This is a genomic window from Acinetobacter higginsii, assembly GCF_000369845.1.
GTDB lineage: Bacteria > Pseudomonadota > Gammaproteobacteria > Pseudomonadales > Moraxellaceae > Acinetobacter > Acinetobacter higginsii.
Window position 1 is genome coordinate 39,984 of sequence record NZ_KB850217.1, and the last position, 21,553, is coordinate 61,536.

24 protein-coding genes are annotated in these 21,553 nt (G+C 42.5%); 5 read left to right on the forward strand and 19 right to left on the reverse strand.

Annotated elements, in window-relative coordinates:
- Positions 1 to 55 precede the first annotated feature (55 nt).
- A complete protein-coding gene (locus tag F885_RS06375) occupies positions 56 to 661 on the forward strand; it encodes an SPOR domain-containing protein (protein WP_005319736.1) in 606 nt (201 codons plus the stop codon).
- Between the two features lie 56 nt (positions 662 to 717).
- Here the strand turns inward: F885_RS06375 and F885_RS06370 are convergent, their stop codons facing one another.
- From F885_RS06370 to F885_RS06340, 7 genes are all read right to left on the reverse strand, one after another.
- On the reverse strand, positions 718 to 1,371 hold the full coding sequence (locus F885_RS06370) for a glutathione S-transferase family protein (protein WP_005319738.1): 654 nt from the start codon (positions 1,369 to 1,371) through the stop codon (positions 718 to 720).
- 97 nt (positions 1,372 to 1,468) lie between these two features.
- Positions 1,469 to 1,867, reverse strand: a complete 399-nt coding sequence (locus tag F885_RS06365) for an OsmC family protein (RefSeq protein ID WP_004801954.1) — start codon at positions 1,865 to 1,867, stop codon at positions 1,469 to 1,471.
- Positions 1,864 to 2,811 (reverse strand): pirin family protein, encoded by a 948-nt coding sequence (locus F885_RS06360; protein WP_004801952.1) that lies wholly within the window; start codon positions 2,809 to 2,811, stop codon positions 1,864 to 1,866. Before F885_RS06360 ends, F885_RS06365 begins: the two co-directional genes overlap by 4 nt.
- Before the next feature lie 163 nt (positions 2,812 to 2,974).
- The gene (locus F885_RS06355) at positions 2,975 to 3,247 is read right to left on the reverse strand and encodes a DUF2798 domain-containing protein (protein WP_004801944.1); all 273 of its coding nucleotides are present in this window, start codon (positions 3,245 to 3,247) and stop codon (positions 2,975 to 2,977) included.
- Between the two features lie 144 nt (positions 3,248 to 3,391).
- Complete coding sequence (locus tag F885_RS06350; RefSeq protein ID WP_004801943.1) at positions 3,392 to 3,700, reverse strand: DUF3861 domain-containing protein; 309 nt, start codon at positions 3,698 to 3,700, stop codon at positions 3,392 to 3,394.
- Between the two features lie 20 nt (positions 3,701 to 3,720).
- On the reverse strand, positions 3,721 to 4,110 hold the full coding sequence (locus tag F885_RS06345) for a Fur family transcriptional regulator (RefSeq protein WP_004801940.1): 390 nt from the start codon (positions 4,108 to 4,110) through the stop codon (positions 3,721 to 3,723).
- Positions 4,111 to 4,124: 14 nt separating this feature from the next.
- Entirely contained in the window at positions 4,125 to 4,658 is a 534-nt protein-coding gene (locus F885_RS06340; protein WP_005319744.1) for a PadR family transcriptional regulator, read from the reverse strand.
- A 391-nt stretch (positions 4,659 to 5,049) separates the two neighbouring features.
- Between F885_RS06340 and F885_RS06335 the strand changes: the two genes are divergently transcribed.
- The gene (locus F885_RS06335; RefSeq protein ID WP_005319746.1) at positions 5,050 to 5,565 is read left to right on the forward strand and encodes a hypothetical protein; all 516 of its coding nucleotides are present in this window, start codon (positions 5,050 to 5,052) and stop codon (positions 5,563 to 5,565) included.
- A gap of 94 nt (positions 5,566 to 5,659) precedes the next feature.
- On the opposite strand, the gene F885_RS06330 is transcribed toward F885_RS06335, so the two are convergent.
- The 5 genes from F885_RS06330 to F885_RS06310 form a co-directional block, all read right to left on the reverse strand.
- Positions 5,660 to 6,868, reverse strand: coding sequence for an OprD family outer membrane porin (locus F885_RS06330; protein ID WP_407636632.1), 1,209 nt, complete (start codon positions 6,866 to 6,868; stop codon positions 5,660 to 5,662).
- 125 nt (positions 6,869 to 6,993) lie between these two features.
- A complete protein-coding gene (locus tag F885_RS06325; RefSeq protein WP_005319752.1) occupies positions 6,994 to 8,337 on the reverse strand; it encodes an MFS transporter in 1,344 nt (447 codons plus the stop codon).
- 108 nt (positions 8,338 to 8,445) lie between these two features.
- Complete coding sequence (locus F885_RS06320) at positions 8,446 to 9,147, reverse strand: fumarylacetoacetate hydrolase family protein (RefSeq protein WP_004801930.1); 702 nt, start codon at positions 9,145 to 9,147, stop codon at positions 8,446 to 8,448.
- Between the two features lie 36 nt (positions 9,148 to 9,183).
- Positions 9,184 to 9,819: a maleylacetoacetate isomerase gene (maiA, locus tag F885_RS06315; RefSeq protein ID WP_005319754.1), complete on the reverse strand. Its 636-nt coding sequence runs from the start codon at positions 9,817 to 9,819 to the stop codon at positions 9,184 to 9,186.
- Complete coding sequence (locus tag F885_RS06310; protein WP_005319756.1) at positions 9,816 to 10,877, reverse strand: cupin domain-containing protein; 1,062 nt, start codon at positions 10,875 to 10,877, stop codon at positions 9,816 to 9,818. The genes maiA and F885_RS06310 overlap by 4 nt, the downstream gene beginning before the upstream one ends.
- Before the next feature lie 154 nt (positions 10,878 to 11,031).
- Here F885_RS06310 and F885_RS06305 point away from each other — a divergent pair, with 154 nt between their 5' ends.
- Entirely contained in the window at positions 11,032 to 11,925 is an 894-nt protein-coding gene (locus tag F885_RS06305; RefSeq protein ID WP_005319759.1) for a LysR family transcriptional regulator, read from the forward strand.
- An 81-nt stretch (positions 11,926 to 12,006) separates the two neighbouring features.
- Here F885_RS06305 and F885_RS06300 read toward each other — a convergent pair whose 3' ends face one another.
- The 4 genes from F885_RS06300 to guaA form a co-directional block, all read right to left on the reverse strand.
- Positions 12,007 to 13,464: an aldehyde dehydrogenase family protein gene (locus tag F885_RS06300; protein ID WP_005319763.1), complete on the reverse strand. Its 1,458-nt coding sequence runs from the start codon at positions 13,462 to 13,464 to the stop codon at positions 12,007 to 12,009.
- Between the two features lie 348 nt (positions 13,465 to 13,812).
- On the reverse strand, positions 13,813 to 14,742 hold the full coding sequence (locus tag F885_RS06295; protein ID WP_005319765.1) for a LysR family transcriptional regulator: 930 nt from the start codon (positions 14,740 to 14,742) through the stop codon (positions 13,813 to 13,815).
- A gap of 127 nt (positions 14,743 to 14,869) precedes the next feature.
- Positions 14,870 to 15,652 carry an ANT(3'')-II family aminoglycoside nucleotidyltransferase gene (locus F885_RS06290; protein ID WP_005319767.1) on the reverse strand — a complete coding sequence of 261 codons (783 nt, stop codon included), beginning with the start codon at positions 15,650 to 15,652 and terminating at the stop codon, positions 14,870 to 14,872.
- Positions 15,653 to 15,709: 57 nt separating this feature from the next.
- Positions 15,710 to 17,278, reverse strand: a complete 1,569-nt coding sequence (gene guaA / locus F885_RS06285; RefSeq protein WP_005200744.1) for a glutamine-hydrolyzing GMP synthase — start codon at positions 17,276 to 17,278, stop codon at positions 15,710 to 15,712.
- Between the two features lie 444 nt (positions 17,279 to 17,722).
- Here guaA and F885_RS06280 point away from each other — a divergent pair, with 444 nt between their 5' ends.
- Positions 17,723 to 18,949: a DUF445 family protein gene (locus F885_RS06280; RefSeq protein WP_171061146.1), complete on the forward strand. Its 1,227-nt coding sequence runs from the start codon at positions 17,723 to 17,725 to the stop codon at positions 18,947 to 18,949.
- 52 nt (positions 18,950 to 19,001) lie between these two features.
- Here F885_RS06280 and F885_RS06275 read toward each other — a convergent pair whose 3' ends face one another.
- Entirely contained in the window at positions 19,002 to 19,373 is a 372-nt protein-coding gene (locus tag F885_RS06275) for a NirD/YgiW/YdeI family stress tolerance protein (protein ID WP_005319771.1), read from the reverse strand.
- Positions 19,374 to 19,509: 136 nt separating this feature from the next.
- On the reverse strand, positions 19,510 to 19,926 hold the full coding sequence (locus F885_RS06270; RefSeq protein WP_004801921.1) for a DoxX family protein: 417 nt from the start codon (positions 19,924 to 19,926) through the stop codon (positions 19,510 to 19,512).
- A gap of 236 nt (positions 19,927 to 20,162) precedes the next feature.
- Between F885_RS06270 and F885_RS06265 the strand changes: the two genes are divergently transcribed.
- Positions 20,163 to 20,798: a DedA family protein gene (locus F885_RS06265; protein WP_005319773.1), complete on the forward strand. Its 636-nt coding sequence runs from the start codon at positions 20,163 to 20,165 to the stop codon at positions 20,796 to 20,798.
- Positions 20,799 to 20,814: 16 nt separating this feature from the next.
- Here F885_RS06265 and F885_RS06260 read toward each other — a convergent pair whose 3' ends face one another.
- Positions 20,815 to 21,405 (reverse strand): LysE family translocator, encoded by a 591-nt coding sequence (locus F885_RS06260; RefSeq protein WP_005319775.1) that lies wholly within the window; start codon positions 21,403 to 21,405, stop codon positions 20,815 to 20,817.
- Positions 21,406 to 21,553: the final 148 nt, after the last annotated feature.

Consider the following 21,553-nt stretch of genomic DNA (forward strand, 5'->3'; position numbering starts at 1 on the left):
GTTTTTAAGCAGATTCAAGTTACAAATAACCTAATAGGATCAAGAGGAATTTCTGGTGTTTGGAAAAACGCAACGTGGTGTATCTGAACGACCAAACAAGCCCAAAAAACCACTCATTCCAAAGTGGTTAGGAATGCTTGTCGCAGTTCTCGCGATCCTGTGCGCTGCCGTGATGCTCATGCTTTGGCAACCATGGCAGCCTGTTCCTGCAAAAAATCAGGTAACGTCTGAACACTATGAAGAAGAAAATACCAATAAAGACTACCGCTTTTATGACTTACTTCCGCAACAGCAAGTAACCCCAATTCCTGAGCAAGCCGTGCCAGAATCTAAACCTCAGGGTAATGTTGTGATTATCGAGTCACCAAAACCTGAAACCACAACAACAGAAGATCCAAGTGGCATCACCCCAAGTGAACAAGCTCCTGCACATGCGACTTATATTTTACAAGTACGTAGCTACCCTGACCCAGACAGTGCCGACGCACGTCGTGCAGAAATCATCCTGAATGGTTTATCTGCAGATGTGGTGAAAAGCGTTGAAAATGGTCAAACTTGGTATCGAGTGTTCTCTGGACCTTATGACAGCCAAGAATCTGCGCTTGCTGCTCAACAGACCTTACAACATAGCGGCATTGATTCAATTGTAATTAAACGCTAAAAATAGAGTCACAATAAAAAAGGGAACAATCAGTTCCCTTTTTTATGCTTAAAAATTTATGCGCATTGAGAATGCAGTGTTCCTTGTTCAGCACGTTGAAAAGCCGGACGCTGCTGAACACGTTGTACAAAAGCCTGAATGTTTGGATACTTACCATGTAAGCGGTTCTGAATCGCAATCAGTGGAAAAGCCATTTGAATGTCAGCAAAAGAAAAATCACCCGAAAAATAATCATGTTTTGACAAATAATCCTCAAGATACAAAATATGTTCTTTCACTCGTGGGCGGACAAAGCCGGCTTTAACACCATCGGTAATTTTTTCCGCAATCGGACGAATCACCCAAGGAACGTGTTTGCTGACATTATTCATCACAAGGGTCATGACCAATAAAGGCATCAATGAACCTTCTGCATAATGCATCCAGTATGAATATTGACGTTGATCAGATGCCTGTTGAGGTTTAAATTTGCTTTGAAGATCATACTGCTGTTGTAAATAATCGAGGATCACAGCAGATTCAACAATGACATCATCCCCATCGACCAAAATAGGTGCTTTACCGAGAGGATGAATTTGTTTAAGGCTTTCTGGCGCTGCGTAACTGGCTGACCTTTGGTAATACTCAACTTGGCAATCCACACCAAGTTCTTCTAACGCCCACAATATGCGGAACGAACGTGAGCATTGTAGGTAATGTAAGGTAATCATTTTTGTGCCTGCTTTTTAGCTGCGTAACTATGGTTTTAGTCCCTCTCATAGCTACGCTTAGAATTATGTTTTGCCCAAGCACAATAGCACTTTAGTCTTAAAGAATCATGGTCTGAATGTCTAAACTACGTAACAAAGTTTTAGTAACAGGCGTTTTGCTACAGACATTGAGAAGCTTTTCTTTTAAATCTTGTGAAACAGGTTGTTTAAATATTACACGGCGTTCGATCCGTTCCTGCTGTTCACGATTGGTATGAAAATCGACTTCAACGGTAAATTCACCTAAATCCATTTCCTTATGCTGCGCGTACATTCGCAAGGTAATCATGGTGCAGGAGGCCAGACTTGTGGTGAGGAAATCATAAGGTGCAGGACCTGTATCATGTCCACCAAACTGTTCTGGCTTATCGGTAAGAAATTGATGCGTACCACTCTTCACTGCCCCCTTCCAAGGTTCTGGCAAAGTCTGGACTGCTGCACTGGCAATAATACTCATTTTGATGCCCTCATTTGATCAGGTAACACTGGCGCTTCTAGGCGTTTACCTTGGTAATCTGGAATTTCCCCAAAACGAGCATCGTGATTAATCCAGTCTTCACGCGCTTGCTTTAACTCTTCCATGGTACGCCCTACAAAATTCCACCACAGTAAAATCGGCGATTCAAACGGTTCACCACCAATCAATAACAGACGATGACCTTGAGTTAACTCGACTTCAATTTCAGTGAGTCCGGTTTCTAAAACCACCATATTATCGGCAGTCAGCTCATGCCCATTGACGCGAGCCGTGCCTTCTAAAGCCATAAAGGCATATTCAAACTTTGGATTGAGTGGAATACGGGTTTTGGTATCAGCTTGTGCAGTCAGATCCACACCCACCAAAGGGGTATGCACGTGTACAGGTGAGGTTGTATCGAGGAAATCTCCGACCAGTACCGTAAATTCAACCTGATCTTTATTCACAATCGGTAATTCTGGATAGTGCTCAAACTTAGGCGACATATTCAGTTTGTCATCTGGTAATGCAATCCAAAGCTGTGCAGCATGCATTTTGGTTTCGGTATCAGGTGCAACTTCGGTATGTGAAATTCCGTGACCTGCCGTCATCAAATTGACTTGCTTCGGGCGAATTAATTGTTTTGAGCCCAGACTATCGGTATGCATCATGGTGCCTTCAATCATCCATGTGAACGTCTGCAAACCAATGTGTGGATGCGGTCCCACATCTAAACCATCACCCGCTGGAAAACTCACAGGCCCAGCATGATCTAGAAAACACCATGCTCCGACCAAGCGTTTTTGTCGACTCGGCAGAGCACGCTTAATCACGGTTCCCTTACCAATTTCGGCAGAACGAATGGTAAATTCTTGAATGAATTGATTAATATATGTTTCGCAGTCTTTTGAATCAGAAATATCGTAGTCGTTATTATTGCTCATGATATTGCTCTCTTTTACCTATGCTATTGCAATGAGTTGATAGCTTGATCTTATCAATACAATCATTCAGCAATATAGTCTTTTAGTAATACACAGAGTGTTATTCATGAGACAATCTTGATATAGGCTTAATATCCTTCAATAAAATACCACTTCATTAGGTTTATGGCTTAGCTTGCATATCGACAATCAAGCCTGTTAAACGCCGTACCACAGGCAATAAAACCAAGACCAATGGATAAGCGATCAACCAAGAAAACATCCATGTTTCCAACCAGATCATGGTAAACCCTGAAATAAAGCCCGTTCTCATCCATAGATTAACGAGTGATAAAGTCCCACTCATAAAAAAAGATAAAATCAGCGGTAAGATCCACGCTGCATACTTCGCGGGTAATTTCGCAATCAGTCGTGGGCTTGCTTTCAATTCTTGCATTTTTAGCTCGTTTTAATAAAAACAATCTTTAGTTAATTTTAATAATTTATAACGTCATCAGCACGATCCATAAACGATACACAGGGTACTATCTATGCAACAATCTATTACTGAACGCATCATGAACTTTGTTCTAAAACAACCTTACTCAGGATTGTCTTTCTTCACTTGCTGTTTTAAATTTTTCATAAACTGACCAAACTGAGGTAGAAAAGTCTCAAATAAAGGATGATCTTTGTTTTCCAACATCACTTCACTAAACAGCTTTAAGCCCACTGCAAATGATTTGGTGGTTTGATCATCAAAAAAATCGGCTTTCTTCAAACGTTCGACAATCTCGAAGATATCGTCATGGTTGCCTGTATAAAACTCTAAACGCTCGCTATAAGTTGAAACCTGCCCTTTCGCATCCTTTAGATGTTGTACTGTGACATGATATTGATGTTGTTTCATGCTTCTGCTCCAAGATGCTTTTAAGCACTCTCTTTAATTTCAACCTGCATCAGGTCGACTTGAAATTGATGAAATACTGCAGCCAACGACTGTAAAAATGCGGTCTGTTTGGCTGTGGTTAAATCAGCACAACGAATTTGCAGCACTTGACCGTTAGAGATTGAAGGTAAATTAAACTTGGTCTCAGCACGATGAAACTGATAACTGGCAATCAAGCCGGCCTGCACCAGATCACTGACCACCCGATACACTGTAGCCAAACTCAGTTGCTGTTTCTGTTCATTCAACCGTTGATAAATCTGCTTCACCGTAAGCTCTTCTGATTGTTGTGCCAGCACAGACAATACCGCCATACGTGGATGAGTCACCCTTAGACCCGCCTGTTTGATTTTCTGTTGTAGCTCTAACATATTTCGCTCCCAACTTATAAACGTCCAATTGCGATGGCGGCCTGATCAATTTTTTCCGCAATTTGATGGATCTGTTCTTGTTGCAAATCTGTGATATTCAGCTTTAAACGCAATGCGGTTTTCAGATTTTCCATCGCGCGGTGGATATCAATCAGCTGATCATTATTATGGATTTCACGTCTTAGTCGCAGCTTTTGTAGAAGTGCCAACAGCATGTCTTGCTGCTCCTTTAAATAGCTGTCGCCATAGTCGGTAATCTGATATTGCTTACGTTCGGCATCCAGCACGCGAATCAAATTCATTTCTTCCAATGCGGTTAGCGTTGGATAAATCGTTCCGGCACTTGGGGTATAACCATCGCCTACCAGATCACTAATTTCTTTAATAATTTCATAGCCATGTTTAGGGCTTTGCTGAATCAAATGCAGCACTAACAGTTTCATACGACCTGATTCAAATAAGCGACCACGGCGACCGGCTCGGTGATGTTCTCGATGTAATAAAGCCGCTTCGGCTTCATCATGGGAATGCTCGGATTGATGTTTCATCTGTTATTTTTCTCTATATTTGCTTAATTTACGACTTCTAAGATATATCTTAATATATCTTTTATCAAGTTAAGATACAACTTAATTTTTAATAGTTTGATATTTATGGGGTTATTTATTTTCTCAAAAGAACTTTTGGAAGAGTAAGTAATAAAAAAGAGTGCGTAGGCACTCTTTTTTTGGTAACAAGTATCGAATCAAGTTGCAAAAAATCTGACTTATTTCAAATGCAGTCTTTGAGTCTGCTCCGTTCTAGACTATTGATAAACCAAATAAATATTTGAAAAAATATTGTTTTATACAAAATGATGTTAAAGATATGGATACCGCTTAATTTATTTACATTAGGTGCTTATAATTTAAATATTATTTTTAGTGATCAAATACAGAGATGGAACAAGTAGGTTATTTAGAGCAGTTGATCGCTAATTGTGAGGCTGCTAAAAAAGCAGTTTGTGTTAAAAAATTTATTTTTAAAAATGATAGTGATCTATCAACCATTTCATCAGCAATTTATATCATTAAAGAAAAGAATGGCGATGCCAACAGTACGTTCAATCAGTTTAAAAAATTTAAAGAGGAGCAAACAGAGAAACGAAAAAGAAATAAAAATAAAAAAGAGAATGAAGAGAAGGAGATAGTTTTAGCATGTCCTCAATTAAATAGCCCATCAGAAATTTTATATGTAGGATCTTCAACAACAAATTTAATAGGACGTTTACGTCAACATACTACCCAATCTCCTAATGATACTTATGCACTAAGATTAAATAAGTGGTTTGAGGGTGTCTATGAAATAGAGATTAGAGTTTATAAAGAAACCAACGAAGTGCTTCAGCTTATTGAAGATAACTTATCTTTTAATTTAAAACCTGCTTTTGGAAAAAGAGGGTCAAATAAAGGATAATTGAGGTGTTTAAAATTTCTAAGATCAGCATAATAACTTTTATAAACAATAAAAAAGAGTGCTCAAACACTCTTTTTTACGACCTTGAATATGATTAAAACCGCTTCGTATAGTTCACAAACAAACGGTCTTCACCAAAGTCATTGCCATGTTTGACCTTGTAATCAACACGCAGATATTGAATGGCAAAACCCTTTAAATAAGGCTGCTGAAAGGCATAATTGACCAAGACATTGGATTCAGTTTCATGATTTTTCTCACCATTGGCGGTTCTAAAATCATGACCATAAACATACTTAACCATGGCATTTAGCCCCGGTACGTAGTCTTTAAAATCATAGCCATACATCAAATGATAGGACTTTTCATTCTGCTTAAAAAAGCCTGTGGCATTCCAGTTAATAAAATACAACTCAGGCAAAAAACCATCAGGTAAAGGATAGGCCGATTTACCAACAATCTGTTGATAGCCCAAACCAAAGCTCTGATTGTTCACTTTCAACATTTCCAACAGCCCGATATTTTGCGCATCAATCTCAAAATTATTGCCATCATTTTTAGCATTAAAATATTTCAACTTGGAATTGAGTGAAAAAGTCGGCTGTTTCCACGTATGCTCCAAGCCTAGATAGTGTTTGTTATATAAATCCTCTAAATTGCCAAAATAGTATTCAGCTTTCAGTGCAGGTGTCAGTTGATAACGTAGATCTAGATAATTTAAGCCATCGGAATAAGCCGTTTTGCCTTTGGAGGTAAAGGAAAAGCGATGAAAATCCTCCTCATTGCGTGGAGATACTTTTTCCACTCTACCCAGTTCAACATACAGCTGATCCGAAATCTGTGACTTTAAATTCGTCCCCCAATACGAGGTAATGAGCTGCCGACTCGCATCTGAAGTGGTGACAGGTAAATCCAACCATAACTCCCCGATACTCAGCAAGGTTTTGTCATAACCCAATTTTAAGGTTGCCCCATATTTTGAATAATCAGCAGCTTGAGATTGTGTTTTGGAGTCAAAGGGCAGCACCATATCACTGACATGCCGATCTGCACTTAAACGTACGGCATATTGCACCGAAGCGTCCGCGCCAATACGAATCGGCTTGTCTGCAATCGCTAAAGGTGTGTCGTGTAAATTTGAAGTATAAAATAAAGAAACCCCTTGCGACCAACTACCAAAATTTTTGGCATTCGGATTGTCATAATCCCGATATAGATAGGCATTCTTTAGGTTAAATTTCCATTCATCTTGAATAGCTTGGGTTGGATCTGCTGCCCATAGCACCGAACTGCTTCCTGACATCACCAACAGTAGGCTCAGCGTTAAAGTTTGTGTATTTAAATGGTTCATAGAAGGAATCATCCATCGCTGGGTGCTGTGCCATCCATTGGCACAGCAATCTATTTTTATGCGGAATATCTTTAATTTCAGCCTAGCGTTGTCACAACGACAGGCTGTTCTTTTTTAAGGCGTTTAATCAGCAACAATGAAATGGCCGCACAGAAGGCAGGAATAGCAAGAATGCTAAGAATGGCAAAACTAGAAAGGTTCAATGACATCAGCCAGCCGCCCATGATAGAGCCGACAACAGACCCTACACGTCCAATCGCATTGGCCCAACTCACGCCAGTTGCACGACAATGTGTTGGATAAAAACTGGATGAAAAGGCATTTGCGCCAACTTGTGAGCCACTGATCCCCACACCCACACCAAACATGGCAAACATCAGCAATATGGTATTGGACTGTTCAATCCCGAGACCTAAACAGATCAAGAACAAACCACCAAAAGCATAAGCTGCACTTAAAATTTTAGTCGCATCCATTTTATCCATCAGCACACCTAAAACGATGGCACCGATTGTTCCGCCAATCTGAAAGATCGAGGTGAGCCATGAGGCATTGGATAAGTTAAAACCTGCATTGGTAAGTAAAGTCGGCATCCAGCTTGAGATCATATAAATAATCAGCAGACTCATGAAAAATGTAAACCAAATTAGAAAAGTACCTAAAGCAAGACCTTTGCTAAATAGGTCTTTAAGACTAGATTTTGCCACTTCATTTGCAGGCGGGACCAAACTTGGAATCTGCGTGATATGCGGTGCCATACGACGAATGATGCTTTCAATGTGTTTGACACTTTTTTGTTTCAAAACCAGAAACCGCAGCGATTCAGGCAAGAGATAATATAGGAAAGGCACTGTGCATAAAGGTGCAATTCCCCCGATCAATAAAATGCCATGCCAACCGATATGTGGTAGCAGTTGTGCCGATAGAATCCCACCCAGCGCAGAGCCAATGGTAAAACCACAAAACATCATGGTGACCAAATTGGAACGGCGGGACGTCGGTGCATATTCTGACGTTAAGGTAATGGCATTCGGTAAAGCACCACCTAAACCCAGCCCAGTGAGAAAGCGCCAAATAATCAGCGTTTGCAAGTCCGATGAAAAGGCGGCAAATAGGCTGGCACAGCCAAACATGATCACCGAGCCGATCAGAATCGGCTTACGCCCAAGTTTATCGGACAAAGGGCCAAAAATAAGTGCGCCTGCCATTAAGCCAAATAAGCCTGCGCCAAATAACGGTGCTAGATCAGTGGGTTGCAAGCCCCACTCGGCTTTCAATGCAGGCGCAATAAAACCGACTGCTGCGGTATCAAAGCCATCAATTGCAACAATCAAAAAGCACAACCACATGATTAGCTTTTGCAAAGCTGACAGTGGTATTTCATCAATGAAATTTTGTACATCTATGGTTTTCTGAGACATAACGACTCCTTTTGCCAATACCTTGGCCAGTGCAATCCTTAGCAAAGGTGCTCAACTCTATTTATTGTTCAGTTTGAGCACCTGTTTAAACCACTCAGATCAAGTGAGTTATTTCACATTCACGGTGATACCTGTTAGACCTGTAATCTCCGCACGCATCACATCACCTCGCACCACAGCACCGACCCCTTCAGGCGTACCTGTAAAGATCAAGTCACCCGCTTTCAGTTCAAATAAGGTCGACAGATTGGCAATGGTTTCAGCAACTGACCAGATCAGATGGGTGATATCACTGCGTTGTACCGTTTCACCATTCACGGTCAAATGAATATCAGCCTGATTGATTTCACCAGTTTCCGTCATCGGGTGAATGGGGCCAATCGGCGCAGAAAAATCGAATGCTTTGCCAATTTCCCATGGACGCCCCTTTTCACGCATACTCATTTGCAAGTCACGGCGAGTCATGTCCAAACCAACTGCATAACCATAAATGTAATTTACGGCATCTTCGACCGAAACATTTTTAGCATCGCGTCCTATCGCCACCACCAACTCAATTTCATAGTGATAATTTGAGGTTTCGGTTGGATAAGGAAGATCTACTGCATCCTGATTAACGGGTACGATCGACTCTAGATCGTTCGGCTTACAAAAGAAAAATGGCGGTTCACGATCTGGATCAAAGCCCATTTCACGTGCGTGGGCAGCGTAGTTACGCCCGACACAATAGACACGACGTACTGGAAATTGCTGATCTGAGCCATGAATAAACAGGCCCGCGGGTGTCATTGGCTGGAAAATAAAAGTCATGGCATATTCCTTGTTGATATAAGTTAAATCAGAGCCTTAAAACGCATCGGCCTGCTGTTCAGGCGCAGCTTTCTGGAATGCGTCAAGGGTCATACAATGCTGATAAATTTCATTAATTTGAGGATAAGCCGACAGGTCGACCTGAAAGCGTTGTGCCGATACCACTTGTGGAATCAAATACGCATCGGCAATGCTGACTTGCTTGCCATAGCAGAACTTTTCCCGAGTTGGATCTTCAGCCAATATCTGCTCTAAGGCTGAAAAACCATCCTGAATCCACTTGGCACACCAAGCATTGATCTGATGCTGATCCAGTCCAAGCTGGCGTAAATACTCCAGTACACGCTTATTGTTTAAGGGATGAATATCGCATCCGATCAAGGCTGCAATGGCACGTACTTTCTCTTTACCCAACGCATCTGCTGGCAGCAAAGCAGGCTCAGAGTATTGCTGTTCTAACCATTCGATAATGGCAGGGCTTTGTAACAGCATCCCCGCCTCCGTTTCCAAGACGGGAACAAAACCCTGTGGATTTAGCCTTTGAAAAGCAGCTTGATGATGCTCATTTTTCGCCAGCGATACATAGCTCGCCTCATAATCCAAACCCTTGAGATTCAGTACAATGCGGGTACGGTGCGAGGTGCCACTACGGAAAAATCCATACAGTTTCATGGGCTCACTCCTTCAGCATGGCGTTCACGTACCGAATACAAGCCTAATTTACGTTGCAAAGGTGCCTCATCGGCAATAAACACATAGCATGGCTGCGCAGATGTATTGATTAAATCAATAGCAGCAAAACATGGTGCACATGCGGTATCCGCTTGGGTTAAATGGAAGTCCTGTTGATCAATCTGAATGGTCAGTCCACCTTCAATGACATGAAAGACCTGTGCAGTGGAACGCAAAGGCAAAGACAGCGTTTCATTCGGACGCAGAAGTAAAGCTGAATAACCCAGAATGTTCTGACAGTCTTTACCTGTTTCAGGATTGACATAAGCCACTTGTAACGGGTCCTGATAGCCAGCTTTTTCAGCCAAGGTATCCAATACTTTTTTGGTGTCTTTCCAGGCATAACGCATCATCGGATAAGGCGCATCTTCACGATTAAAATGTGGTGTAGGCACGATACCCGCTGCATATTGAGGCGTAGAACCTTGATTAATCCGATCCACTTCCTGACGGCGACCCTCTTCAACAAAAGAGGCTTCCATGTAGTAAACCAGCGGTAAATCTAGGATATCCATCCAGATCACAGGTTGATCACCATCATGCCCATGCTCATGCCACAAACCAGAAGGCGTCAGGATCATGTCGCCATGTTCCATAATGCATTTTTGCCCTTCGACCGTGGTATAGGCACCCTCTCCTTCAACAATGAGGCGCACCGCATTCGGTGCATGTCGATGTGCAGGCGCCCACTCTTGCGGAAGCAACAATTGCATACCTAAATACATGGCTGGGCTGACTTTCATATTCTCCAAACCATGACCAGGGTTGGCGAGTGCCAAGACACGACGCTCTGCCTTTTCAATCGGTGTTAACTCACCTGCTTCTAACAACAGTGGTTTGATTTGCTGAAAATACCAAGCCGTTGCAACCGTTTGCGGTCTTGGTTTATGAGGTGGAATAAAACTTCTTAGATTGGGCCACAATGGCACCAGATTGGATGCATTCAGTTCTTCACGATAACGTTCTGGTAGCTCTTCGAGCGTGCCTAACTGTTCCATATGTCATTCCTTTTTCTGCCCATGGAGCACAATACTAATGACGATAATTTCATCAATATTCGGTGTTGGCTCAATGTAGCAATCAGGATGTGTTGAATCTATGCACAAAAAACAATAGGCTGTATTGATAAAATCAATACGGTAGTTCATCGACATGTTTGATCTGGATACAAGACTGCTGAAAATTTTCTTTGAAATTTATCAGCACAAAAGTATTTCTAAAGCAGCGGAACAGCTTGGTATTGGTCAACCCACCTTGAGTATTGCACTGAATAAACTCAGAGCACATTTTCGTGATCCACTGTTTGTGCGTATTGAAAATAAAATGCAGCCCACTGAGCTTGCTCAACAGATCTATCCGATGGTGGTAGAAATCTTAAACCGCTTGAAGTTAGTCCAGAATTACAATATTGACTTTGATCCACAGACTTCGACTTATCAATTCCGTATCAGCATGACCGACATCAGTCATTTGGTATTTTTACCACGTCTAATGAATTACATGCGCCAGCATGCCCCCTCAATTCGTCTGGAAATTTTACCGATTGATAGCCAAACCGCACCAATGATGTCGAATGGGGATATTGATCTTGCCATTGGATTTCTGCCTCAGTTGGAAGCTGGTTTTTACCAACAAACCCTGTTTCAGCAACATTACACCTGTATCGCCAGTCAACAGCATCCGAGACTGACAGGAACCAGCCTGTCTGCGTTGGAGTTCGCTCAGGAATTACATGTCGATATCTTGGCGACTGGGGGACATTATGTGGTGGAACATGAGCTGCAAAAACACGGCGTCAATCGAAATATTCTGGTACGTTTACCGAGCTATTTGGGAGTTGGTCTGATTGTCCGAGATACGGATACCATTGCGACAATCCCTCACTATCTGGCGCAGGTGTTTATGACCCAAGGTGGACTCAAAACTTTTGAACCGCCTTATAATTTCCCTCAATTCAGTGTCAAACAACACTGGCATTCACGTGTCCATCAGACCCCAAGTAATCAGTGGTTAAGGCAAATTTGCTTTAAACTGTTCTCGGCCTAATGCTTAGAGCAGGGTTAAAATAAAATAGCGCATCGAAATCGATGCGCTATTTGATATCTGATTCAATGACGAACAGAACACCTATTCCGCTCTAGAAATACCGGTTGAAATGGTAATGTGCTTATATTCAATAAAGTCATCCATCGCCGCCATACCATTCATTCGGCCAAGTCCAGAATTTTTGAAACCGCCTTCCTCAAACTCATCATAAACCACAGCCCAATCATTGATCCAAACCGTACCCGCTTCCATTTCCGTCGCCACCCGCAATGGTAACTCCACATCACGACTCCAGATTGAAGCCGCTAAACCATATTGATTGTCATTGGCGAGCGCAATCGCTTCCGCTTCCGTATCAAACACCTGTAAAGTCAGCACTGGCCCAAAGGTTTCTTCCTGAATGATGTCCATCGAATTATCATTCACTTCAAGCAAGGTTGGGCGGTAGAAAGCCCCTTTCGCCAACTCACCCTCAGTGATCGGCCCACCACGAACAATGACCGTCGCTCCTTCGGCAATCGCTTTTTCAACCACCGCATCGACTCGTGCTACATTATTTTTGTCGATCAATGGTCCCATATCACTGCTTGGATCAGCAGCAGGGCCAACTTTAACCGCTTCCAAGCGCTGAGCCAGTTTCTGTTTTAGTTCATCAGCGAGCTCACGCTGCACCAATAAACGTGAACCGGTCATACAGAACTGCCCAGCGAAGATGGTGAGCGCTTTTTCTAACTTCGGCAAGACCAGATCGAGATCAGCATCTTTAAACACGATCATCGGCGTTTTACCCCCCAGCTCTAAGCCAAATCGTTTCAGATGTTGTGCACCTGTTGCCGAAATGGCCTTACCAGTTGCCGTGCTGCCGGTAAAGCTAATCACAGGAACATCTGCAGATTCAACCAATAGGCGTGCTCCACCTCCAGTCGACTCACTAAAAAGATTGATCACACCCTGTGGTAATGAAGGAAGCTCAGAAAAAATTCGGGAGATCACAGCATTGGTTTGTGCAGTTTGACCGGGCATCTTAATGACTGTTGTGGTGCCCGCGGCCAATGCAGGTGCCAGTGAACGAATCATTAAAACCACTGGAGAATTCCACGGTACGATAATGCCAGATACACCCATTGGTTCACGCAAAACCATGGAATAGCTGCCTGGCTTTGGTTCTAATGCTCGACCGTACTCGGTCAGGGTTAATGCCGCGTAATAACGTAATTTGGCAGGAACCATCGTCACTTCAAAGCTGGCTTCTGCTTTAATTTTTCCATTTTCAGTGGCAAGGATCTCAATCAACTCATCTGCATGGCGTTCAAAAGCATCAGCCATTTCATTGAGTACTTTTGCGCGTAACCGACGGTCACGCTTCCAATCGTTTTCTTTAAATGCAGTCTTTGCGGCCAATATGGCACTCTGCGCCTGCTCTACCGTCGCATTGGCATATTGACCAATCACTTCATATGTTGCTGGATTAATCGACTGTATATGCTGATGAGAGTCCACCCACTCACCATTAATCCAGTTTTTAGCTAGTCTATTCATCTGCACATCCTAAAATGAAAATAAGAGAAGATCGGCTGAGTCCTCAATCAAATATCGGTTTGCTAGCGTGTTCACCATCATATTTCACTCACACAATCAACAATCTAAGTAAGTGCCAGACTGCAACCCATGCTATTTCTAAACCACACTTGCAAGTTACTTTGGATTCATGGGTTCGACTTGTAATGGCAATTCATCGCTAGCGTAAATGCGGATTGAATTCTCGATCTTCTGAGATCACCCGATATCAACAAGGGTTAAAGCGAGGCAAACACCCTACCAAATGATGATTTTTGTTCGCTAGACCACAAAAAACAAAACTATGATTCGCTTTTTCCGAACATTCCCTTAGGACGACTGCCGCAAAATGTTCTGAATCTGGCTATCCCAAGGTGCAGGATGACCAATTTTTGTGGATAGAAAATCAACCAAAGCTTGAATTTTAGGTGAAGCTCGATTCGACAAGCGGTAAACCACAGAAATATTGCCTCCCGAAGGTGAGAACTCAGGCAAAATCACCTTGAGTTGCTGCTGGCAAATGGCGTCTGCGGCAAGAAAGCTTGGTAAAATCGCAATCCCCAAGCCCAGCTTGGCAGCTTCCAATAATTGATGACCACTATCTGTACGTAGATAAGGTGAAATTCGGAAGAATGCCTTCATACCGGCGACAGGGAGTTGCCACATGCCGTGCGGTTCCCGAGGCAGGTACAACAGACCACGATGGCGCAACAGCTCATTCGGATGTGTTGGTCTTCCATGTACTTTTAAGTAGTCTGGACTTGCACAAATATAATGATGATTCGGTGCAATGCTCTGGCTGATCAGGTTGGAGTCAGGTAGCTCCCCCATCCGAATCGCTGCATCATAATGACCATTATTCAAATTGACGAATTGATCACTCGACTCAATATCCAGCTTGAGCTCAGGGTACAACTGCATGAATTCCGCCAAATAAGGCGCGAGAAATTGAATGTTAAATGCTTGTGGTACCGATAAACGAAAACTGCCACTTAAATGCTCATGCCGAGCACTAATGGACGCTTCCAAATCACTTAACTCCGCCAGAATCTTGGTCGACTGCCGATAAAATTCCTGCCCAGCCTCGGTGAGTAACATACTCCGACCACGATGAATCAGTGCGGCAGATAAACGCTGTTCCAATTGTTGAATCCGTTGACTCACCACCGATTTGGTAATGCCCAAACGTTTCGCTGCATGGGTAATACTGCCTGCTTCAACCACTGCGATATAAGTTTGCATTTCAACAATCTGATTCAAAAGGCACTCCCCATCAGGGTTTAGTCATAGACTGATGTTAGGTCTAATCACGCCTACTTGAATAGTCTGTTCTTGCAATACTAAGTCTTATCCATGCAACAACCCAAGCAATGTCCTTTACTGTTTATTATTTATGTATTTTTTGTTCTAAAAGCACTTTTATTTTCATACTGAGAAAATCAACAACAGGGCCTAAAGCCTGATGCTGTTGTTGCCAATTTTGCTTGCCAATCTTACCTTTATATTCTTGGATCATGCGCTGCAAAACAGGCTGATGTTGCGGTAGTAACTGAGCAACCACCCATTGTGCAGCCTGATCTTTAGGTGCAATCTCATTCGTCACCAAACTAAAATAAATACGGCATAAGGCCAAAATCTGATTACGTTCATCGGCATCCTCATCCCAATGCGCCACAATCGATGGATAGGTGTCTGCCATCGCCTGCCAGAGTTGCTGTACAGGAATCTCAGCTGACCACTGTGTCAAGCTTGGTCCGAACAAAGTACGATGATGCATTTGTGCTTTCTTCAGCAAAATACTCAGATCTGGGTCTGCATGTTCGCTAAGTATAGCACCTTGGCTTAACTCATCCCGCAACCACTCCCCGAACTGTAGTTCGTAACTGAGTGGATAACTTCCTGAAACAATATGATCTTTGCGTACGATGGTGACTTCAAGTGCACGTTGTGCAGCACCAATCGGATGCGAAATGTGTAATAAGGTTTCTGCCAGTTGTTGTCGTTGCTGGAGTTTCAGGGCTTGACTCACCACAACCAAAACATCCAGATCACTTTCTGGACCTAGCCCGCCATCAACGGCTGATCCATACAGATAAATGGCAAACAGGGACTCACCCAAAAGCTGCTGTAAAGATCCTGTTAACTGTTCGAGTTGCAAGGTTTCGGACATGCTTGACCTCTTTGTCAATCACATAAAAAAGGCAGGATTCTCATCCTGCCCTTGGTCTTATTCCCACTCAATCGTTGCTGGTGGTTTAGATGACACGTCGTAGACGACGCGTGAAACATCTTTAATTTCGTTCATGATACGGGTTGAGATTTTATCAACCAATTCATATGGAAGATGTGCAAAGCGTGCTGTCATAAAGTCAACGGTTTCTACGGCACGAAGTGCAATCACCCATGCATAGCGGCGACCATCACCAACAACACCCACTGATTTTACAGGTTGGAATACTGCAAATGCTTGTGCAGTTTTATCGTACCAACCGCTGTCACGCAGTTCTTGCATAAAGATGTCGTCAGCAAGACGAAGAATATCAGCATATTCTTTTTTCACTTCACCCAAGATACGCACGCCCAAACCTGGACCTGGGAACGGATGACGGTAAATCATGCTATGCGGTAAACCAATTGTTGTACCTAATTTACGTACTTCGTCTTTAAACAAGTCACGTAATGGCTCAACCAATTCAAACTCTAGGTCATCAGGTAAACCACCCACGTTGTGGTGTGATTTAATCACGTGTGCTTTACCTTGTTTGCTTGCAGCAGATTCAATTACGTCAGGATAAATCGTACCTTGTGCCAAGAATTTCACGCCATCAAGTTTACGCGCTTCTTCGGCAAAAACTGCGATGAACTCACGACCAATGATTTTACGCTTTTTCTCAGGATCAACTTCACCTGCCAACGCAGTTAAGAAGCGCTGTTCAGCATCAGCACGGATCACACGGATCCCCATGTTTTCTGCAAACATTTGCATCACTTGATCGCCTTCGTTTAAACGAAGTAAACCATTATCTACAAATACGCAGGTCAACTGATCGCCAATAGCTTTATGCAATAACGCAGCAACCACAGATGAATCCACACCACCAGACAAACCTAATAGAACTTTTTCATCGCCAATTTGTGCACGTAACTGTTCTACGCGTAAGTCGATAATGTGTTCAGGTGTCCAAAGACCGCGGCAACCACAAATCTGATGTACGAAATTCGACAGTAATTCAGCACCTTTTGCCGTGTGAGTCACTTCTGGGTGGAACTGAACGCCATAGAAACGACGTGTTTCATCACTCACCGCAGCAAATGGACAGCTAGGTGTGCTTGCAGTGACTTGGAAACCTTCCGGAATCGCACTTACTTTATCGCCATGACTCATCCATACATGAAGTTGGTTCTCGCGATCTTGCAAGTTACCAATCAAATGATCACGTACTAGAATGTCTACTTCTGCATAACCAAACTCATGCACTGTACCAGGCTCTACTTTACCGCCAAGTTGTTCAGACATGGTTTGTAAACCATAGCAAATACCCAACACTGGTACGCCTAATTCAAATACAACTTGCGGCGCGCGTGGGCTGCCTTCTTCATGTACGCTCTCAGGGCCACCTGACAAAATAATCCCGTTCGGATTAAACGCACGAATGTCTTCTTCAGACATATCGAATGCATACATTTCAGAATAGACACCCGCTTCACGCACACGACGTGCAATGAGCTGGCTATATTGAGAGCCGAAATCCAGAATAAGGATACGATCTTCAGTAATTTGAGTATTGGTCGTCATGGTTCATCTTAAAGGCAAATGAATTAAGCGCCACATTCTAACATTTTTCACGCTTTGACGCATCGCAATTCATCATCTATCTTGTTTTTTCATTGGATTGAGCAATCGACACTGATATTTAAACTAAAATTAAACCGCAAAAGCTAAAATAAGGAGAGTTTAATCAACAATTCTTGCCCATTCTGCTCAACATAAAGCAAAAATTGGTGCTAAGATGACGAGTCAAGATATGTACTACCACGGAAAGGTATTCAATCGACAGCATCGTTGCCTTTTTATACGATTGTGATGTCCTGATTCAAAGGAAAAATAAAAGGGTAACTCAAAAAATTAAGGGTCGTGGTGTTTCACCAATGGCCGAAAATATTTCACTATCATCTAGCGCTTGCCCGACCACGAGCAACAATTAGGACTTGAAGGACCAATAAAATAATGTTTCAAGAAATGATTGCGGATTTTCAACAGAATTTCTGGTTATATATTTCAATCCCCTTTATCAGTGGCTTTATTGGCTATGTGACCAAAGTCATTGCTATTCAAATGATGTTTTCGCCACTTGAATTTAAAGGATTGCGATTATTTGGTCTTCCACTCGGATGGCAAGGGATTGTTCCCCGTAAAGCAGAGAAGATGGCCACCACAGCAGTGGAGTTGATGACCTCCAAGCTGATTAAACCCGAAGAAATTTTTGCCCGACTCGATCCCAAACGGATTGCCCAAGAAATTGAAAAACCATTGATGGCAGCCGCTGAGGACATTACCCGAGAAGTGGCACAACAATACCAACCTGGCCTATGGGAAGGCATGCCTGAGTTTGCACGACAAAAACTGATTAAACGTGTTCAAGCCAAAGCGCCAGAAATTGTTGAACATATTATGAGTGAAGTACAGAAAGATGTTGCCAAGTACTTCGACATCAAACATATGGTGGTCAACAACCTACTCAAAGACAAACGCCTGCTCAACGAAATCTTTAAGAAAGTCGGCAAACAGGAATTCAAATTCTTTAGTAATGTCGGTTTCGTGTTTGGTTTTGCGATTGGTGTGGTACAAATGCTGTGCTGGATCGTGACCCAAGGTAAATACCCATGGATGCTGCCGATGTTTGGTGGCTTTGTCGGCTTCTTTAGCGACTGGATGGCCTTGCAAATGATGTTCCGACCGTTGTATCCGAAAAAGATTATGGGTTACACATGGCAAGGTTTATTCATTAAACGCCAAAATGAAGTGGCTGCGGATTATGCCGCACTCATTTCCAAACAGTTGCTGACTTCACGTAATATGATGGAAGAACTATTCTCAGGCACACATTCAGACAAAGTGATTGAATTAGTCAGCCGCCAAGTCAAACAGGAAATTGATTTACAAGCCGGTATTGTGCGTCCATTAGTGGTCTATGCGATTGGCGGTGAAAAATACCAAAACCTGAAAGCCGAAGTGGCAGAGCGTATTCTCAAGCAACTTCCAGACACCATGCGCTATGTGGAGTCTTATGCTGAAGATGCGATGAATGTGCGGAATACCTTGGTTGAGCGTATGCAGAAACTGAGTCCAGAAGAGTTCGAAGGCATGCTACGTCCTGCCTTCAAAGAAGATGAATGGTCATTGATTATTGTCGGTGCTGTGCTGGGTTTCCTCGTCGGGGAAATGCAGATTCATTTCATGCTCTAACACTTTCATCTAAAAAGAAAAAAAGGAAGCTCATGCTTCCTTTTTTATGCGCTTATCGATGCGTGTATTTTTCAACTTTAATCACTTCGATATCGGTTGGTTTATAGCGATGGGTATCCACTTCACCCACTAAACGTACATGATCACCCACTTTTAGCCCTGCTTGACGCCAAATATCACCATCAATTTCGACGCTAATCGTACCGCTCGAATCTTTAAACTCATAATGGTCGCTTTTCAAGTGTTTGCTAATCTGGCCCGTCAGAGTGACACCGGTTTCATCGGCCAATTTCGCGACTTGGCTTACCGTCACCACATTCTTTGTCGCTTCCTGTACCAATACATGATCATCCTTACCGGCCCATGCTAGGCTCGATAAACCTGTAACGACCACCAACCCACAACCGATCAACATTTTTTTCATTTTCATGTCCTATTTGTTTTAACCATTTATGATCTAAACAGAAATAAGCACGGCTGTCGGCTTCAGTTTGTAAGTAAGCGAGTAGAGACATACGAATTCCCCGCGACTGAGCGCGGGGCAATCTCTCATGAGCTTATTATTTTTCAATCAGATGATCGAGGCTGATACGACCTGCGCCATAGAGCATCAGCATAAAGAAGCCGCCCGCCATCGCAAAGTTTTTCATAAAGTTAATGGCATCTTCTGCACCGCTATGGAAGATAAAGGCCGTAATAATACTAAAAAGCCCTAAACCCAAAGATGCAAAACGTGTTTGGAAACCAAATAGTAGAGCCAAGCCACCACCAAACTCAACCAAGATCACCAAAGGTAATAAAGCACCCGGAACACCCATGGATTCCATATAACCCACTGTACCCGCATAGCCTACAATCTTGCCCCACCCTGCAACAAGAAAAATATAAGCCAATAACAAACGAGCAATCAAAGTGACAACATTAGCCACGCCAGACTGTGTTACGATATTTTTTACAACAACATTCGGATTAAACATAATCAATTCCACACTGTTTGTTTTTTAACATGCTAGCAGTTTATGCGTCTTTAATTTTGCAATAAACACTAATTTAGTTAACATATCGTTCCTTATTTGCAACAATAAAAATATTTTTCGGGTCTCCTACCTCTCCTCATCCATGCTGAAAAGTTACCAATTAATTTGCTTTTTATACTGACTTTCTACAGAGGCACTGCTAGGATTTAGTCCACATTCATAGTGTTAACACCTTCATGGAACTCATTGATTTTATTCTGCACGTTGACGAACACCTTTTAGAATTTATTACCAATTATGGCGTTTGGATTTATGCCATTTTATTCTTAATTATTTTTGTTGAAACTGGTTTAGTGGTGATGCCATTTTTACCAGGAGATAGCTTGTTATTTGCTGCTGGTGCATTAGCAGCATCTACAGGCGCAATGGATCCATGGGTGCTTGGCATTCTATTATTTATCGCTGCCGTTTTAGGTGACACCTTAAACTATCATATTGGTCGCTATATTGGTCCACGCGTATTTGAAACCAATTCACGTTTTATCAATAAACAACATTTGATTAAAACCCAAGCGTTCTTTCAGCGTCACGGTGGTAAAACCATTATTTTCGCTCGATTCATTCCTTTTGCACGGACCTTCGCTCCCTTTGTGGCGGGTGCGGGTAGCATGAACTATAAGTACTTCCTGACTTATAACGTAGTAGGTGCATTCTGCTGGATCGCATCTTTCATTACCCTTGGCTATTTATTCGGGAATATGCCAATCGTAAAAGATAATTTTACCCATTTAATTTTCGGTATCATTATTATCAGTGTATTACCGGGTGTGATTGGATTTATTCGCCAGAAAATGAAGGGCGCCAAAGCCTAATAAATTGAAGCTTGGTCTAAAACAAACGAAAGATCATGGGCAGCATACAAATCAGTAATAACATGGCCGATCCTTTATATAGATGATCGGCTTTGATTCCAACCAAACTTCCCGCCAGTAAAGCACGTCCAAATAGCATCCAAAAAATACTGACTGGAATCAGAATAAGACTAAAAATCGCAAAAACCAGCACGGCTTGCTCAATCGAGTTCCATGTTTCAGCTGGAAAAATCCCAGAAGCCAACAATACCGTTTTCGGATTTTTGAGGGTTGAGAGAAATAACTGTCTTTTACGAATATGTTGGTGATGCTGATCTAATTTTTGTAGGTGTGAGCCTTTCCACAGATGGAATGCCATCCACAGCACGTAGAGCAAACTGAGCGTATGTAGAATCGCGCCAATTGCGGGCCAAATCGGATCAAATAAATGAATGAAAAGCGCCCATAAACTAATGCCATACAGATAACCCAACCATTCAATTGGGATAAAAGTCATCGTTTTTGGTACACCGTGTTGATGTGTTGCACTGGCAAGCAAAGCATTGGTCGGACCTGGTATTAACAATACCGCCAACATCGCCAAAACAAAAAACCAACTCTCAATCATATACATACCGAACGACTATACATGGGCGCCACCTTAAACGAATTTAGGGCAAAAACACAAATTTTAGCAGTGTGACTGGACGAGATAAATCAGTAAGTTACGAGGCATTACCAATTCAATTATTTGATTTTTATCATTTTATTTTGAA